The sequence below is a fragment of the Olsenella sp. AGMB03486 genome, assembly GCF_040884255.1.
In the GTDB taxonomy this organism is placed as follows: Bacteria; Actinomycetota; Coriobacteriia; order Coriobacteriales; family Atopobiaceae; genus Olsenella_L; species Olsenella_L kribbiana.
Window position 1 is genome coordinate 48,467 of record NZ_JBEVTM010000011.1, and the last position, 16,032, is coordinate 64,498.

Genomic DNA, 16,032 nt, shown 5'->3' on the forward strand with positions numbered 1-16,032 from the left:
GTCCTGTGAACTCGACACCGGCATCTTTCTGTCGAGCTGAGCTCGACAGAACTTCCCCGACAAAGGCATCCAAAATGGCTGAAAAGGTTGTGTCGTGTGAATGAGCACGTCATTCGTGCTGCTGCAGGCACAATAGCTGCGCTATCATAAGCCTAGCTGCGGATTGTTCGGGTTCTGTCAAGGAACAGCAAGCATCTTCCAGCAGCCACAGCTTTGACGATTCACGCATAGCAACTTCGTTGGAGGCCGTTCTATGCCATTTACCGCGATTGTCCTCGCTGCAGGCGAGGGTACGCGCATGAAGTCTCGTCACCCCAAGGTCATGCACAAGGTATTGGACAAGCCGCTCGTGTGGTGGTGTGTCCGCGCAGCCCGCAAGGCTGGCGCTACGCGTGTCATTGTCGTTGTCGGCAATGGCGCCGATGAGGTACGCGACTTCTTCGCCCATGAACCTGTCCCGGAGGGAGAGGCACCTGTCGAGTTCGTCGAGCAGGCAGAGCGTCTCGGCACCGGCCATGCCGTCCGCGTCGTGCGCGACGCAATCGGCGGCTTCTCCGGTCCTGTCCTTGTGATGGCAGGAGACACTCCGCTCATAAAGCCTGAGACGCTTGCCGCCCTCGTGGAGGAGCGCAAGGCGCAGCATGCCGCCTGCACGGTGCTGACCATGACACCAGACGACTGCACGGGCTATGGCCGCGTCGTCCTGGACGAGCAGGGCCAGGTCACGGCCATCATCGAGCACAAGGACTGCACCGAGGAGCAGCGCCAGACGCTCAAAGAGTGCAACTCCGCGACGTACTGCTTCTGCGGCCACCGTCTTGCCGACAACCTCGACAAGATCGGCAACGACAACGCCCAGGGCGAGTACTACCTCCCTGACCTGATCAAGATCTTCGTATCCGAGGGCGAGCCTGTCGGCATGCACCACGCACCTGAGGCTTCCGAGGTCCTCGGCGTCAACAACCGTGCCCAGCTTGCTGAGGTCACGAAGGTCATGCAGCGCCGCATCAACCATGAGCTGATGCTCTCCGGTGTCTCCATGCTCGACCCCGACCAGGTCTGGGTCGGCGCCGATGTGACCGTGGGCCAGGACACCGTCCTCATGCCCCAGACCATCCTCTTCGGCCACACGACCGTAGGCACAGACTGCACAATCGGCCCGAACAGCCGCCTCACGAACGCAACCGTCGGCAATGGCTGTACGGTCGACGAGTCCATTCTCGTAGACTCTGCAATCGACGACGACGTGAACTGCGGCCCGCGTGCCTACCTCAGGGGCCATACGCATCTCCTCAAGGGCGCCAAGGCTGGCACCCATGTCGAGCTCAAGAACTCTGTCGTCGGCGAGGGCTCGAAGGTCCCGCACCTCTCCTACATCGGCGACTGCACGATGGGCGCCAACGTGAACATCGGCGGCGGCTCCATCACCTGCAACTATGACGGAAAGCACAAGAGCCATACCACCATCGGCGACCACGTCTTCGTGGGCTCCGACACGATGATGGTCGCGCCGGTGACGATCGGCGAGAACGCCCTCGTCGGTGCAAGCTCCTGCATCACGCACGATGTGCCGGCAGGCGCGCTCTCCCTCGAGCGCAGCCAGCAGATAATCAAGGAAGACTGGGCAAACCACTACTGGGAGCGTCTGAAGGAAGAGGACTAATGTACGAGAATCTGTGCGAACCCATCCAGGTGGAGAAGAACATCCGTCTCTACTCGGGCACGAGCAACCCGCAGCTGGCCGAGAAGATCGGCGATATCCTGCACCTGCCGCTATCCGGCCTCAAGATCGAGAAGTTCGCGAACGGCGAGATCTACGCCCGCTTCGAGGAGACCGTGCGCGGCTGCGAAGTCTTCTTCGTCCAGTCCCTTGCCGGCAAGAACGTGAATGACCTCATGATGGAGACCCTGATCGTCGCCGATGCCGCAACGCGTGCATCTGCTGCCTCCTTCACGGCTGTCATCCCCCACTACGGCTATGCCCGCCAGGACCGCAAGGCCGCATCCCGCGAGCCGATCACGGCACGCCTTGTCGCCAATCTGCTCGAGGCTGCAGGCGTCGACCGCGTCATCACGCTCGACCTGCACTCCAACCAGATTCAGGGCTTCTTCGACATCCCCGTCACGCATCTGACGGCACTCTACCAGTTCGGCGACTATTTCAAGACGAAGGACTTCGACTGGGACAACACCGTCGTCGTCTCCCCGGACATGGGCCGCGCCAAGGTCGCCAAGAAGCTCGCTGACTACCTCGGCTGCGAGGTTGCCATTGCCCACAAGAGCCGCCCGAAGCACAACGCTGCTGAGGTCATGGGCGTCATCGGCAACATCGTCGGCAAGACCTGCATCATCAACGACGATATGATCGACACTGGCGGCACGCTTGTCGGCTCCATCAACAAGCTCAAGGAGATGGGTGCAGGCGACATCTACATCTCCGCCACCCACGGCATCTTCTCCGGCTCCGCTGTCGAGCGTCTCCAGAATGCACCGATCGTCGAGTGCGTCGTCACTGACGCTATCCCCTGCGCTGTTGCAAACCAGCCGGGCTCGAAGATCAAGTCCATCTCTGTTGCCAAGGAGCTTGCAGACGCAATCTACGCCGTCTACGTCAACTCCTCCGTCTCCGGCATCGCCGGCGGCAACTCCGAGATGTAGGACATCCGCTCAGAGCAAAGCGTTTCAGGGCCGCCGCAAGGCGGCCCTTTCTTTATGCCAAGACTCCTTTCCCGAATCCCTCTCTCCCCTTCCCTAGCAGAAAGCCTCCTCCTGCTTGCGCAGAAGGAGGCTTTCGGGGGAGAAACGAAGGAGGTGCTCCACGCAGCACAAGGGAGGAAGCTGCGTGGAGCAGGGGATTGGGGGGCTTAGGAAAGATGCCAGATCTCGTCGTTATACTGGGAGATCGTGCGGTCGGATGAGAACTTGCCGGCCATAGCGGTGTTGACAAGGGACTTCTTCATCCAGGCAGTGCGGTCCTCGTAGTCGGCGTAGACACGCTCCTTGACCTGGATGTAATCCTCGAGGTCCAGAAGCGCCATGAACCAGTCCTTGTTGGCCATATCGTCGTGGAGACGCTTCAGGCGCTCAGGGTTGCCGGTAGCCATGAACTTCGGATTCGTGATGAAGTCGACCAAGAGCTTCGTGCCCGGCCGCAGGTAGAGATCGTGCGGACGGTAGGCATTCTCTGCGTAGAGGCGCACGACCTCCTCCGAGGAGGCGCCGAACGTATAGATGTTGTCCGGGCCGACGAGGTCGGCAATCTCGACGTTTGCACCATCCATCGTGCAGAGCGTCACGGCACCGTTGAGCATGAACTTCATGTTCGACGTGCCCGAAGCCTCCTTCGAGGCAAGCGAGATCTGCTCGGAGATGTCTGCTGCCGGGATGAGCTTCTCTGCTGCGCTCACATTGTAGTTCTCGACCATGATGACCTGGAGATACGGGGAGACATCCGGGTCATTGGCAATCCACTGCGAGAGCGTGAGGATCAGATGGATGATGTCCTGGGCAATCGTGTAGGCAGGAGCAGCCTTGCCGCCGAAGATGACGGTGATCGGGCGTGCCGGGATGTTGCCATTCTTGATATCGAGGTACTTCCAGATGAGGTAGAGGGCAAGCATCTGCTGGCGCTTGTACTCGTGGATGCGCTTGATCTGTACATCGATGATTGCGTTGCGCGGAATCTCGACGCCGCGGTTCTCGTGGATGAACTCACGCATGCTGCGCTTCGCGATTTCCTTGGCATCAGAGAGCTTGCCGAGCATCTCCGGATTGTCCTTGTATTTGAGGAGGCCAGAGAGGTCGCCCGTCGTATGCCAGTCGGTGCCGAGCGTATCATCCAGAATCTGGGTCAGCGCCGGGTTGCAGCCCATGATCCAGCGGCGGAACGTGATGCCGTTCGTCTTGTTCGAGAACTTCTCCGGGTACAGATCGTAGAACGGCTTGAGCTCGGACTCCTCGAGGATCTTCGTGTGGAGCGCCGCCACGCCGTTGATAGAGAAGCCATAGTGGATATCGATATGTGCCATGTGCACGATATCGTCCTTGATGATAGCGACAGCAGGGTCGTCGTGCTCCTGCTTCTGCTTGTAGTCGAGCTTCTCGATGATGTCAGCAATGCGAGGAGAGACTGTTCTGAGGAACGAGAGCGGCCACTTCTCGAGCGCCTCGGCGAGGATCGTATGGTTCGTGTAGGCGACCATGCGGCTCACAATCGAGACGGCCTCGTCGAACTTGAAGCTGTGCTCGTCGACGAGGATCCTGATGAGCTCAGGGATAACCATGGTCGGGTGCGTATCGTTGATCTGGACGACGGCATACTCGTCGAGGTCGTGCAGGTTGGATCCACGTGCAATGGCATCGTCGACGAGGAGCTGTGCCGCGTTCGACACCATGAAGTACTCCTGATAGACACGAAGGAGCCTGCCTGCCTCATCCGAGTCGTCCGGATAGAGGAAGAGCGTGAGGTTCTTCTTCACGGCTTCCTTGTCGAAGTCGATGGAATCAGAAGGCACGAGGCCATCATCGACACCGACGAGATCGAACAGGTGGAGCCTGTTCTTCGTGTTCCTGCCGTATCCCAGGACATCGATATCATAGAGCTTCGACTTCACATCGAAGCCGCCGAAATGCACGGTGTAGGACGTGCCGGTATCGACGAGCCAGTCCTGCTCCTTGAGCCACTCATCCGGAAGCTCGGTCTGCTGGTTCGCGACGAACTTCTGATGGAAGAGGCCGTAGTGGTAGTTGAGGCCCACGCCGTCACCCGGAAGGCCAAGCGTTGCGATGGAGTCGAGGAAGCACGCAGCAAGACGGCCAAGTCCGCCATTGCCCAGCGACGGCTCTGCCTCTGCTTCCTCGATCTTGTTCAGGTCATGGCCTGCACGGAAGAGCTGGTCCTTCACTTCGTTGTAGATGCCAAGATTGATGAGGTTGTTCGTCAGAAGACGGCCAATCAGGAACTCGGCGGAGATGTAATAGAGACGGCGCTTGCCTTCCGTCACCGGAAGCTCGGCTGCCTTCTCGCGGACCATATCCATAAGCATCGTGCAGACGTCGGAATCGTCCAGTGCGGCAAGGGGAAGTCCGAACTTCTCGTGGGCACGCTGTTCGAGATCGATCATGGGATGCACTCCTTATTGCATACAAGAAAAAGAGAGACTGCCATGCGGATGGATGCTCGCATCTAAACTAGGCATCTGTCCTGCAGCAAGCCCGGAAGCGCTTCAGGCGTGATTGGTGGGTGTCACGCTGGAAACGCTTCCAGCTCTTGCATAGCTACACAATACACCACTCTGCTGGAAGCGTTTCCGAGAAACTCGACATTTCCGAAATTTTTTTGCTCCTTGTCGAGTTCAACTCGACAGGCATCGAGCTGCGTCGAGTTCAGAAATCTCTGATGTCGAGTTCATCTCGACATACTTTCAAAACTGCAGGTCAGCGAATTGCCGCAAACCGACGCAAATTGGCCGTACAGAAGAGATGATGACAAATCTGCAAGAGACCGCGCTATAATAAGAGTTTCATGATTGAGGCAAATGCCGTTTTCTGTGCCGATTTCCAAAATTAGTCTACTCTGTATGACTGATTTTCCCGGCATGGGTATATCCCTCTGTAGCCGAAGCGCAGGGTGCGCTTCCATCAAGCATCGGAGGGTTCCATGTGCACTGCAATCCGTTTCTCGGACGACAAAGGCAATCTCTACTTCGCCCGCAACCTCGACTGGAGCCAGGGCTATGGGGAGCGTGTCGTCGTGGCGCCCGAAGGCTATGCGCCCTTCTCGCCCTTCAAGGCTACGCCCGCCCTTCCCCATCCCGTCATCGGCATGGGCATCGTCGAGAAGGATACGCCGCTCTACTTCGACTGCGCAAATACAGAAGGCCTTGCCTGCGCCGGTCTCAACTTCCCGGGCTATGCGCAGTATGAGAAGGAAGCTGTCCCCGGCAAGACGAATGTCGCCTCCTGGGAGCTTCCGCTCTGGATCGTCGCGAACTTCACGACCGTCGATGAAGCCGAGGCAGCGCTCAAGGATGTCGCTGTCGTCGACTCCCCCATCGTCGACAAATATCCGACCTCGCTTCTCCACTGGATTGTCGGCGACGGCAAGCGCAGCATCGCGGTCGAATACACGCAAGATGGCATGCAGATCTTCACAGACGACGTCGACGTCCTTGCAAACCAGCCGGGATTCGGATGGCACCGCGAGAACCTCAGGAACTACCTCAACGTCACAAGCGACGTGCCAGCAACCCAGACCTGGAGGGCAGCTGCGCTCACACCGTATGGATCGGGTGCCGGCATGCGCGGCATCCCGGGCGACTACTACTCGCCTTCCCGCTTCGTGCGCATCGCCTACCTCAATGCAAACTACCCTGAGCAGACGACGGAGGAGGCCAATGTCTCCCGCATGTTCCATGAGCTTGCGGGCGTTGCTATGATCGACGGCGCCGCAAGGATGACGAACGGGGAGTTCGAGAAGACCGTCTATACCGGCGGATATTCCCAGAGGACCCATACGTATTACTGGAACACCTACGACGACCCTGCCATCCGCTCCGTCTCGGCAGACGAGCTGATTGCAGCCCATCCGGGAAAGGCCCTCATCGAAGCCGCCTAGAGTCTTGGCAAAGGACAGCGGCAGCAAAGAGACACCGCTGACCACACATGGATGCGCCTGCCAGCATGGCCTGGCAGGCGCATCTTCTTTGCCGCTCCCGCTCGGGGCCCTCCTGTTCCCGCTCTGCCAGGCCTGCATCCCTGTCCGCAGGCCTGCATCCCCAGCTGGCTGCGTGGCCGATTCCTTGTTCCTGCCTCCTGTGCCTGCTTTGGCTGCAGCTGCCCGGCACCTCCTGCCGGATGCCGTCCGCCTGCAGCCTACCTGCGCGCCTGCCCCTGTGCCGCAGGCTTTCGCTATGCCGCCTTCGGATTGCCGGCGTGTGTCCACGCCAGCGCGGCGGCGCCGATGGCGGCAGCGATGGCAGAGGCGCCAAAGAGCGTTGCCTGCACGCCGAAGATACCTGCCACGAATGGGGCAACGAGAAGCGGCAGCGTGCCGGCAGAGTTCATGCCGACAGAAAGGACCGAGGTGGCACGCCCGATATAGCGGATATCGCAGCTCTTCTGCAGCACCGTATCCTTCACAGGACCCATGGCACCAAAGCCGAAGCCGGCAATGAGCTGGCCTATGAGGGCAATCTGCACCGACGTCGTGCCGACGTACACCATGGACCCGACACCGATCACGACAAGAAGCAGGGCAATCGTCTCGAGCGAGAGCCGCTTCGTCGAGAAGCGCAGCACGGCCAAGGCACCGACCGTAGATCCCAGGCCTGCTGCCGACGAGAGCCAGCCCATCCACTCGGATCCCACCCTGAGCACGTCACGGTAGAAGAGCGACTCGAGCGAGTCGAATGCGCCATAGGAGAAGTAGCCAAGGAAATAGATCAGGAAGAGCGCTGCAATCACAGGATGGGAGAACACGATATGGATGCCCTCAAGAAGCTGCTTCCAGAAGCCCTCCCCTTCCTTCTTGCCGGTGCCTTCAGGATGCAGGAGCTCCGGCAGGTTCCAGACGAAGAGCGCAGATATTGCCGATGAGATGGGAAGGACCGCAAACACCATCTGGCTCGTGAAGAGCGCTGTGAGCCAGCCGCCAATCAGGGGACCGACGATAACGGCCACACACATGGCCGTGTTGTTGTAGCTGTTGACCTTCTGGAGGGTCGTTGCATCCTCTGCGAGATAGCGGGGATAGGCAGAGCTTGCCGTCATGCAGAAGCCACCTGCAATCCCTTCAAGCACGTTCACGACGATGAGGAGCGCCATGCTCATCGGAAAGGAGACGCCGATGATGCCGGTAACACCCAGGAGGCCAAGGAAGGCAAGCATCGTCTTCCTTGGCCCGATGCGGTCAACGACGACACCTGCTGCAGCGCCTGCTGCCACGAGCGTGACGTTCAAGAGGACGACAAGCAGGGAGACATCCATTGCATCGGAGCCCAGAAGATAGGTCGCCGAGCCGATGATGCCGACAAAGTAGGTTGCCTGGAAGCCCAGAGCGCGGAAGAATGTCGTGAACGCCAGACGACGGGCACAGGTCCGCTCAAGGGACGCAGATGGATTTTCTGGCAAGGGTCCCTCCAAGAGAACGAAAGAACGCAGGATCGGGCAGGCCTTGAACCAAGCACACAGGGACTGCGAGCTATGCTCCTTCTCCGGAGCCAGGCCACCACTTTTCATTCAGGCGCTAGACCATCCTAGCACGCATCCAAATGGACGAAGCCAGGCAGAGGCTCGAGCCTTGCCACCGGGATGGATTCATGTTTCCGCTCACTCTAATTGACCAGATAAATTTATCTGGTCAATTACTGACCAATAGTATGGCCATGTAATGACTTATAATTGAACAGATAATTTTTCTGGTCAATTCCAGGTACATAGGAGGTTCTGCTATGGCACTGCTCGAGTCCAATGATCGAGAACTCAAGGCCTCGGTATCCGAGTCTTTCCTCAAGACCGTCAGTGCATTCGCTAATTATGGAACAGGCAGCATCATTTTCGGAATGGCTGACGATGGCACTGTCCAAGGTCTCCCCGACATCGATAAAGAATGCCTACGCATAGAGCACATGATCCATGACCGCATTCACCCACAGCCCCGGTATTCGATAGAGGTCGACAGCGAGGCCGGGACGGTGACCCTTACTGTGTTCGAGGGACCAGACAAGCCCTACCTCTGCAGGGGAAAGGCATACATCAGAAACGACTCTTCGACCACAGAGGCGGATTCACTGGAATTGAAACGGCTCATACTCGCCGGCAATCACATGTCTTTCGATCAGCTTCCTGCAGACAGCCAAAATATGGAGTTCGGATCCCTCAAGCAGCGTCTGCACACGAGGCTCGGAGTCGATCAATTCGACAGGAACACCTTGCGAACGCTCGGCCTCACGAATGCAGATGGCCAGCTCGTGAATGCAGCTGCCCTCCTTTCGGATTCGAACCCGTTCCCCGGAATCGACATCATGAGGTTTGGCAGAAGCACGTCTGAGATTCTCGAAAGAGTGCACATAGACGGATGTTCGGTGCTCGACCAGCTCGACAGAACGGCAGATGTTGCTGAAAGGACCTATGCATTCGAAAAAGTAACTTCGACGACCAGGGAACGAGTCGAGAAGCTGCCCCTGGATGCCTTCAGAGAGACGCTTGCCAACGCAATCGCCCATCGTGCATGGGATGTGCCATCCGCCATTACTGTTGCCATGCATCCTGACCACGCTGTGGTCACATCTCCTGGCTCGCTTCCTCCCGGAATCGAGAGAGAGGCTTACCTTGCAGGCGGTCTATCTGTGCCGAGAAATCCAATTCTTGCCACAGTCATGTTCCGGCTAGGCTATATCGAGCTCTTTGGATCGGGCGTCCCCCGCATTCGGGAAGCATATCCAGCAGGAGAGCTGCCGCCCAGCTTCGATGTTCTGGACGCAAGCATCCGCGTGACCCTCCCCGTCTTGGAATCGCATCCAGCAACAACGGTAGAAGAGAAAGCAGTTCTGGACGCCCTTCCTCAAGGAATGCTCATGACTCGAAAGCAGATTTCGGAGAAGTGCGGCACGAGCCTTTCGACGGCAGGCAGGCTGCTTGCCTCCCTCGAACAGAAAGGCCTCGTAGAGCGCAGCGGACGGGGCAGAGGCACGAAGTATTCGCGCAGAACCTAAGAGCCTCGCCTCTTTTTTTCGTACAGCGAAGGCATCAGGCCTGATCAAGAGACCGCCATCCTGCTGGCGAAAGAAGCCCGGCTGGCAGATGCGCTCTGCCAGCCGGACCTCTATCTGAATCCCATGGCTGCTTATGCCACCTGGTCGAACTGCGACTCGTAGAGCTTCGCATAGACGCCCTGCTTGGCCAGGAGCTCTTCGTGGGTGCCTGCCTCGACGACGTCTCCATCCTGGAGCACGAGGATCTGGTCTGCACCCTTGATGGTCGAGAGCCTGTGGGCAATAACGAAGGACGTACGGCCTGCCATGAGCTTGTCCATGGCGCGCTGTATGCGCCACTCGGTACGCGTATCCACGTTCGAGGTTGCCTCGTCGAGGATGAGGATGGAACGGTCTGCCAGCACGGCACGGGCAATCGTCAGAAGCTGGCGCTGTCCCTGGGAGATGTTCGTCGCCCCTTCATTGAGCTCGAAGTCGAAACCTCCGGGGAGCGTTTCGATGAAGTGGGTGCAGTGGGCAGAGCGTGCTGCCGCCTCCACCTCCTCGCCTGTCGCATCGAGCCTGCCGAAGCGGATGTTCTCGCGGATCGTGCCCTGGAAGAGCCAGGAGTCCTGGAGGACCATAGCGAAGTTCTGGCGCAGGTCCTCCCGCTCGATGTCGCGCACATCATGCCCGTCGACCCTGAGGACACCTTTATCCACGTCGTAGAAGCGCAGGAGCAGCTTCATGAGAGTCGTCTTGCCAGCACCGGTAGGTCCGACAATGGCGACAGTCCTGCCTTCTGGCACCTCTGCCGTGAAATCGTGGATGATCGTCTTGCCCGGCAGGTAGCCGAAGGAGATGTGGTCGAAGCTGACTTCGCCTTTCGCCTTCCCGAGCTGCTCTGTCTTGCCCGTTTCCGGATCGATCTTCGCCGTCTCTGTCTCCTCCGGTGCATCGAGGAACTCGAAGATGCGCTCTGCGCAGGCTGCCATCTGCTGCAGCGTGTTGGACACGGCAGCAAGCTGGGCCAGAGGCTGCGTGAAGTTCCTCACGTACTGAATGAATGACTGGATGTCGCCTGGCTGGATCGTGCCCTGAACCGCAAGGCCCACGCCGACCACGACGACGCCCACATAGCCAAGGTCGCCGACAAGCCCCATGAGAGGCTGCATGAGGCCGGAGAGGAACTGGCTCTTCCATGCCGACTCATAGAGCGCATCGTTCTCTTTCTGGAACTCGTGCTCGGCACGCCCTGTCTGGTCGAAGGCCTGGATCACGACCTGGCCCGAGAAATCCTCCTCGATCTTTCCGTCGACGGCGCCAAGCTGTGCCTGCTGGGCCTTGAAGTAGCGCTGGGAGGCACGGATCAGGAAGAAGAGCACGATGCCGGCAAGCGGGAGCATGAGAAGCGTGACGCCCGTGAGCTGGAGCGAGATGGAGAGCATCATGACGGCGATGCCGATGACCTGGGTCAAGGAAGTCACGAGCTGGACGATGCCGGTATTCAAAGTCTGGCTCAGCGTATCCACATCGTTTGTCATCCGCGAGAGCACGTCGCCCTTCGAGGTCCCCTCCCCATCGAAGTAGGAAAGCGGCACACGGGAGATCTTCTCTGCAATCTCCTTCCTGAAGCGGAAGACCGTCCTCTGCGATATGCCTGTCATGAGCCAGCCCTGGATGGCCTGGGCTCCGGACGAGATCAGGTAGATGCCGAGGAGGAAGGCAAGGATCTGGGCGATCTTCGCGAAGTCGATGCCTCCATCCCCTCTTCCCATCGCAGCGACGCCGAGGAAGACCTCATTCGTCGCCTGGCCCAAGATCTTGGGGCCGATGACCGAGAAGATGACCGATACCATCGCAAGCACGACGGCCAAGATCATGAGCGGCGCTTCCTTCGAGAGCGCATGAATGAGGCGCCTGAGCGTCCCCTTGAAGTCCTTTGCCTTCTCCACGGGAGCGAAGCGTCCACCACCATGCGGGCGCCTCTGACGGCTTCTCTCCTGCTGCTCCTTGAGGCTCGTTTCTTCTGCCATGTCCTTACACCTCCTCTTCAAGGCCAAGCTCTTTCGCGGAGAGCTGGCTTGTCGCAATCTCGCGGTATGTCGGGCAATCACGAAGAAGCTCTTGATGCGTGCCCTGGCCTACGACCTTGCCGTCGTCGAGCACCAGAATCTCGTCTGCCTGCATGATCGAGGCGACGCGCTGCGCCACGACGACGATGGCCATGTCCCCTGCATGCTCTGCAAGCGCACGCCTGAGGCGTGCATCTGTCGCAAAGTCCAGAGCCGAGAACGAATCATCGAGCACGAGCACTTCCGGCTTCATCGCAAGCGCACGGGCAATGGCAAGACGCTGGCGCTGGCCACCCGAGACATTCGTGCCTCCCTGGACGATCGGAGAGTCCGTGCCCTCGGGGCTTGCTGCCACAAGATCGTCTGCCTGCGCCAGATGGATTGCACGCTTGAGCTCCTCATCTGTGAGCCCCTCTGTCCCATAGGCCACGTTCGAGGCGATTGTGCCCGTGAAAAGGAAGCTCTGCTGCGGCACGTAGCCGATCCTGTGTCTGAGCTCGGAGAGCGAAAGGTCCTTGAGATCTGTGCCGTCAAGCGAGATCGAGCCTTCCGTCGGGTCATAGAGCCTCGGCGCCAGCTGCACGAGCGTCGACTTGCCGGAACCCGTAGACCCAATGATCGCCACGGTCTTTCCCGGATGCGTCCTGAAGCTCACATGCTCGACGACCATGCCCTCGGCATCCGGATAGGCAAAGCCCACATCCTGGAAAGAGAGCTCGCCGTGCGCAGCCGCCCCATCAAGCGACTTCGGGCTCTTTGGCTCATGCACGGCAGGGTCGCACGAGAGCACCTCGTCGATCCTGCCTGCCGATATCTCGGCGCGGGGCAGCAGGACTGCCACCATCGAGATCATCAGGAAGGCCATGACGATCATCATCGCGTAGGTGATGAATGCCATGATGTCGCCGACCTGCATCGTGCCGACGGCGACCCCTTGTGCGCCGAACCAGACGATTGCCACTGTCGCGAGGTTCATGACGAGCGTCAGTGCCGGCATCATGAGGATCATGGCGCGGTTCACGAAGAGCTGCGTCTGCATGAGGTCACGGGATACCCCATCGAACTTCTCGAGCTCATGGTCCTCCCTGCCGAAGGCACGGATGCTCATGACGCCGTCGAGCATCTCGCGGGCTACGAGGTTCACGCGGTCGACCAAGGACTGCATCTTCCTGAAGCGCGGCATCGCAAGCACATAGAGGACAGAGATCACGGCAAGCACCGCAAGAAGCGCGGCGCCGACAATCCAGATGAGTCCGCTTCCCAGTGCCAGCACCTGGATGATTGCAACTATTGCCATGATCGGCGCGAGCATCACGATGCGCAGAAGCATCACGATCGTCATCTGGATCTGCGTGATATCGTTCGTCGAGCGCGTGATCAGGGAAGACGGCGTGAAATGGTTCACCTGTGCCGGCGAAAGCTGCATGACGCGGGAGAAGAGACATGCACGCAGGTCGCGCGCAATGGTCGCAGCAAGACGCGAGGCAAGGTATCCCGCAGCAGCCGCCGCTGCGACCGAACCAAAGCAGAGCGCAAACATGGAGCCTGCCATGCTGGCCAGATATCCCATGTCGCCGCCCGCTGCCTGGACGATGCCGACATTCACGATATCAGCCATGTAGCGCGGCAGCATGAGCTCGCAGGTGACCTGCACGGCGAGAAGCGCCACGACAGCCAATACCGCTGGAATATGGCCCTTGAGATAGCGGAGGGTATTCATCGCGTGCCCTCCTCTTCCTGCTTCTGGCAGAAGCGCTTCTGGATCTCAGGGGCAAGCTCGGCAACCCGTCTCATGATGCGCAGCAGCTCCTGGGTGTCCTCTGCGCCAAGCTCCTTGCAGAACTCCTTCATGGTCTCGCCGATCCGCTTCTTCCTCTCGGCGACGACGTCCTGGCCCTTCTCTGTCAGGCTCACGAGCGTGCGCCTGCCATCTTCAGGATCTTCCGTCCTCACGATGAGCCCCTGTGCCTCGAGCTGCTTCAGGGCACGCGCGATGCGTGCGCTCGTGACGTGGCAGGCATCGGCAAGCGCACCTGGCGTCACGGGGTCCTCGTTCTGTGCCAGGACATGCATGATCTGCTTCTGCCCCATGAGCTCCATGTCCGGACGGTCGTGCCCGGAAGGACGCAGGCCATGCCAGGTGCGGAAAAGCTCACGCACAAGGCGGTCCCATTCCTCCTCCGTAAGCTCCTCTTTCTCTTCCATAGCTCTCCTTATTGCTAACCATGTTAGTGAACGGACAGTACTCTACCCGCAGCCGTGCTGTTTATCTAACAGGGTTAGCGTTTCATGGAATCATCATAGAATGTGGTTTCTGTCACATCTCTGGAGCATCGCCTGCTTAAATGTAACTGATAAGACTGCAATTCACGCCTTCAGGCAGCATGAGATTCCGGAGCATACATGGCACTCAGAAGCACAACCGATTCGAATGACCGCACGACCATCAGGCGCACCCTCCACTACTTCTGGTGGGTGACAAAGCAGAAGCCCGGCGCCTTCGCCCTTTCTGTCATAGCCTCGGTGGGCTACATTGCCCTCCTCACGTTTGCGAATACCTACGTGATGGGCCTCATCGTCGACCGCATCCAGGCCTCCCCCGTCACACCCGACGAGGTCTTTTCTGTCTTCGGCCCTTATATCCTGGCGCTCCTTATCGTGAACGCCGTGGGCCAGACGCTCTCGAAGCTCCAGGACTATGCGGTCTACAAGCTCGAGATCAACGGCGACTACCAGCTCTCGCGCCTCTGCTTCGACACACTCTCGAACCAGAGCATGACCTTCCACACAGGAAGGTTCGGAGGGTCTCTTGTAAGCCAGACCTCCCGCTTCGTGAGCGGCTACTCGGGCCTTGTGGATGTCCTGACCTACAGCCTCTGGCCGACGCTCGCCTCGGTCGTCCTCACGATCGCGATGCTGGCGCCTGCTGCCCCTGCCTTCGTCCTCATTCTCATAGCAATGCTTGTTGTCTATGTCATCTACGCCTACACGATGTACCGCAGGATACTTCCGCTCTCCTCTGCTGCCTCCCAGGCACAGAACCGCCTCTCCGGCATCCTCTCGGACGCCGTGACGAACATCCTCGCCGTCAAGACCTGCGGCCGCGAAGACTATGAGCGCAGCCTCTTCGATGAAGCAGACAGAGAGGCCATGGACAAAGAGAACGTGAACATGCATGCGACCATGAAACGCGGCTTCACGACAAGCGCCCTCATCACGATCATCATGTTCGTGACCTCGATCTTCGTGAGCGGCGGCAATGCCTGGTTCGGCATCAGCGCAGGCACGCTGGTCATGATGTTCACCTATACGTACAACCTGACGATGCGCTTCAACTACTTCAACTCGATGATGCAGCGCATCAACAGGGCGCTGGGAGACGCGGCTGCAATGACGAAGGTGCTGGACGAGCCGACGCTCGTCGCAGACAGGTCCGATGCCAAGCCCCTCGAGGTGCATGAGGGCGGCATCAGCTTCGAGCACATCCGCTTCCGGTATGCAGATGCCCCGAAGGGCTCCTATGTCTTCGAGGACCTGAATCTCGATATCGCTCCCGGCCAGCGCGTGGGCCTCGTGGGCCGCTCCGGATCCGGCAAGACGACGCTCACGAAGCTCCTGCTGCGCCTCGACGATGTCCAGGGAGGGCAGGTCCTTGTGGATGGCCAGGATGTGAGCGCCTGTACGCAGCAGTCGCTGCGCCGCCAGGTTGCCTACGTGCCGCAGGAGCCCCTTCTCTTCCACCGTTCCATCCGCGAAAACATTGCCTATGGCAGGCCAGAGGCCACAGAGGAAGAAATCAGGCGTGCTGCCGCAGAGGCCAATGCCCTCGAGTTCATCGAGCGGCTCCCCCAGGGCCTCGATACCATGGTCGGCGAGCGCGGCGTCAGGCTCTCGGGCGGACAGCGCCAGCGCGTCGCCATCGCCCGTGCCATCCTCGCAGACTGCCCGATCCTCGTGCTCGACGAGGCGACAAGCGCCCTCGACAGCGAGTCCGAGGCCCTTGTCCAGGAAGCCCTCGGAAACCTCATGCGCGGCCGCACTGCAATCGTGGTGGCCCACCGCCTCTCCACCGTGGCAGCCCTCGACCGCATCGTCGTGCTCGCCGACGGCAGGATCGTGGAGGATGGCACGCACGCAGAGCTTGTGCAGGAAGGCGGCGCGTACGCAGAGCTCTGGAAGCGCCAGACCGGCGGCTTCCTCGAGGCGGAGTGAGCACACGCTGCAACCGAGTCCCTTTGGGCGGCGGCAAATCACCCTTCAGACCG

Annotated in this window: 10 protein-coding genes; 5 read left to right on the top strand and 5 right to left on the bottom strand. The window is 59.5% G+C overall.

Translation table 11 applies throughout. The annotated features are described in order from the left end of the window. Positions 1-253: 253 nt before the first annotated feature. On the top strand, positions 254-1,663 hold the full coding sequence (gene glmU / locus ABVS03_RS07045; RefSeq protein WP_368018563.1) for a bifunctional UDP-N-acetylglucosamine diphosphorylase/glucosamine-1-phosphate N-acetyltransferase GlmU: 1,410 nt from the start codon (positions 254-256) through the stop codon (positions 1,661-1,663). Next, on the top strand, positions 1,663-2,658 hold the full coding sequence (locus ABVS03_RS07050; protein ID WP_330972401.1) for a ribose-phosphate pyrophosphokinase: 996 nt from the start codon (positions 1,663-1,665) through the stop codon (positions 2,656-2,658). Before glmU ends, ABVS03_RS07050 begins: the two co-directional genes overlap by 1 nt. Before the next feature lie 206 nt (positions 2,659-2,864). Here ABVS03_RS07050 and ABVS03_RS07055 read toward each other — a convergent pair whose 3' ends face one another. After that, positions 2,865-5,123 carry a glycogen/starch/alpha-glucan phosphorylase gene (locus ABVS03_RS07055; protein WP_368018564.1) on the bottom strand — a complete coding sequence of 753 codons (2,259 nt, stop codon included), beginning with the start codon at positions 5,121-5,123 and terminating at the stop codon, positions 2,865-2,867. A gap of 536 nt (positions 5,124-5,659) precedes the next feature. Between ABVS03_RS07055 and bsh the strand changes: the two genes are divergently transcribed. Then, the gene (gene bsh / locus ABVS03_RS07060) at positions 5,660-6,616 is read left to right on the top strand and encodes a choloylglycine hydrolase (protein WP_330972403.1); all 957 of its coding nucleotides are present in this window, start codon (positions 5,660-5,662) and stop codon (positions 6,614-6,616) included. A 293-nt stretch (positions 6,617-6,909) separates the two neighbouring features. Here the strand turns inward: bsh and ABVS03_RS07065 are convergent, their stop codons facing one another. Beyond that, positions 6,910-8,130 carry an MFS transporter gene (locus tag ABVS03_RS07065; protein WP_368018565.1) on the bottom strand — a complete coding sequence of 407 codons (1,221 nt, stop codon included), beginning with the start codon at positions 8,128-8,130 and terminating at the stop codon, positions 6,910-6,912. Between the two features lie 320 nt (positions 8,131-8,450). Here ABVS03_RS07065 and ABVS03_RS07070 point away from each other — a divergent pair, with 320 nt between their 5' ends. Beyond that, on the top strand, positions 8,451-9,713 hold the full coding sequence (locus tag ABVS03_RS07070; RefSeq protein WP_368018566.1) for an RNA-binding domain-containing protein: 1,263 nt from the start codon (positions 8,451-8,453) through the stop codon (positions 9,711-9,713). A 131-nt stretch (positions 9,714-9,844) separates the two neighbouring features. Here the strand turns inward: ABVS03_RS07070 and ABVS03_RS07075 are convergent, their stop codons facing one another. From ABVS03_RS07075 to ABVS03_RS07085, 3 genes are read right to left on the bottom strand one after another with little or no spacing between them, the layout of a single operon-like run. After that, positions 9,845-11,728 carry an ABC transporter ATP-binding protein gene (locus tag ABVS03_RS07075; protein ID WP_368018567.1) on the bottom strand — a complete coding sequence of 628 codons (1,884 nt, stop codon included), beginning with the start codon at positions 11,726-11,728 and terminating at the stop codon, positions 9,845-9,847. Positions 11,729-11,732: 4 nt separating this feature from the next. After that, the gene (locus tag ABVS03_RS07080; RefSeq protein WP_330972407.1) at positions 11,733-13,487 is read right to left on the bottom strand and encodes an ABC transporter ATP-binding protein; all 1,755 of its coding nucleotides are present in this window, start codon (positions 13,485-13,487) and stop codon (positions 11,733-11,735) included. Continuing rightward, on the bottom strand, positions 13,484-13,972 hold the full coding sequence (locus ABVS03_RS07085; protein WP_330972408.1) for a MarR family winged helix-turn-helix transcriptional regulator: 489 nt from the start codon (positions 13,970-13,972) through the stop codon (positions 13,484-13,486). The genes ABVS03_RS07080 and ABVS03_RS07085 overlap by 4 nt, the downstream gene beginning before the upstream one ends. Before the next feature lie 198 nt (positions 13,973-14,170). Here ABVS03_RS07085 and ABVS03_RS07090 point away from each other — a divergent pair, with 198 nt between their 5' ends. Further along, on the top strand, positions 14,171-15,979 hold the full coding sequence (locus ABVS03_RS07090; protein WP_368018568.1) for an ABC transporter ATP-binding protein: 1,809 nt from the start codon (positions 14,171-14,173) through the stop codon (positions 15,977-15,979). Positions 15,980-16,032 lie beyond the last annotated feature (53 nt).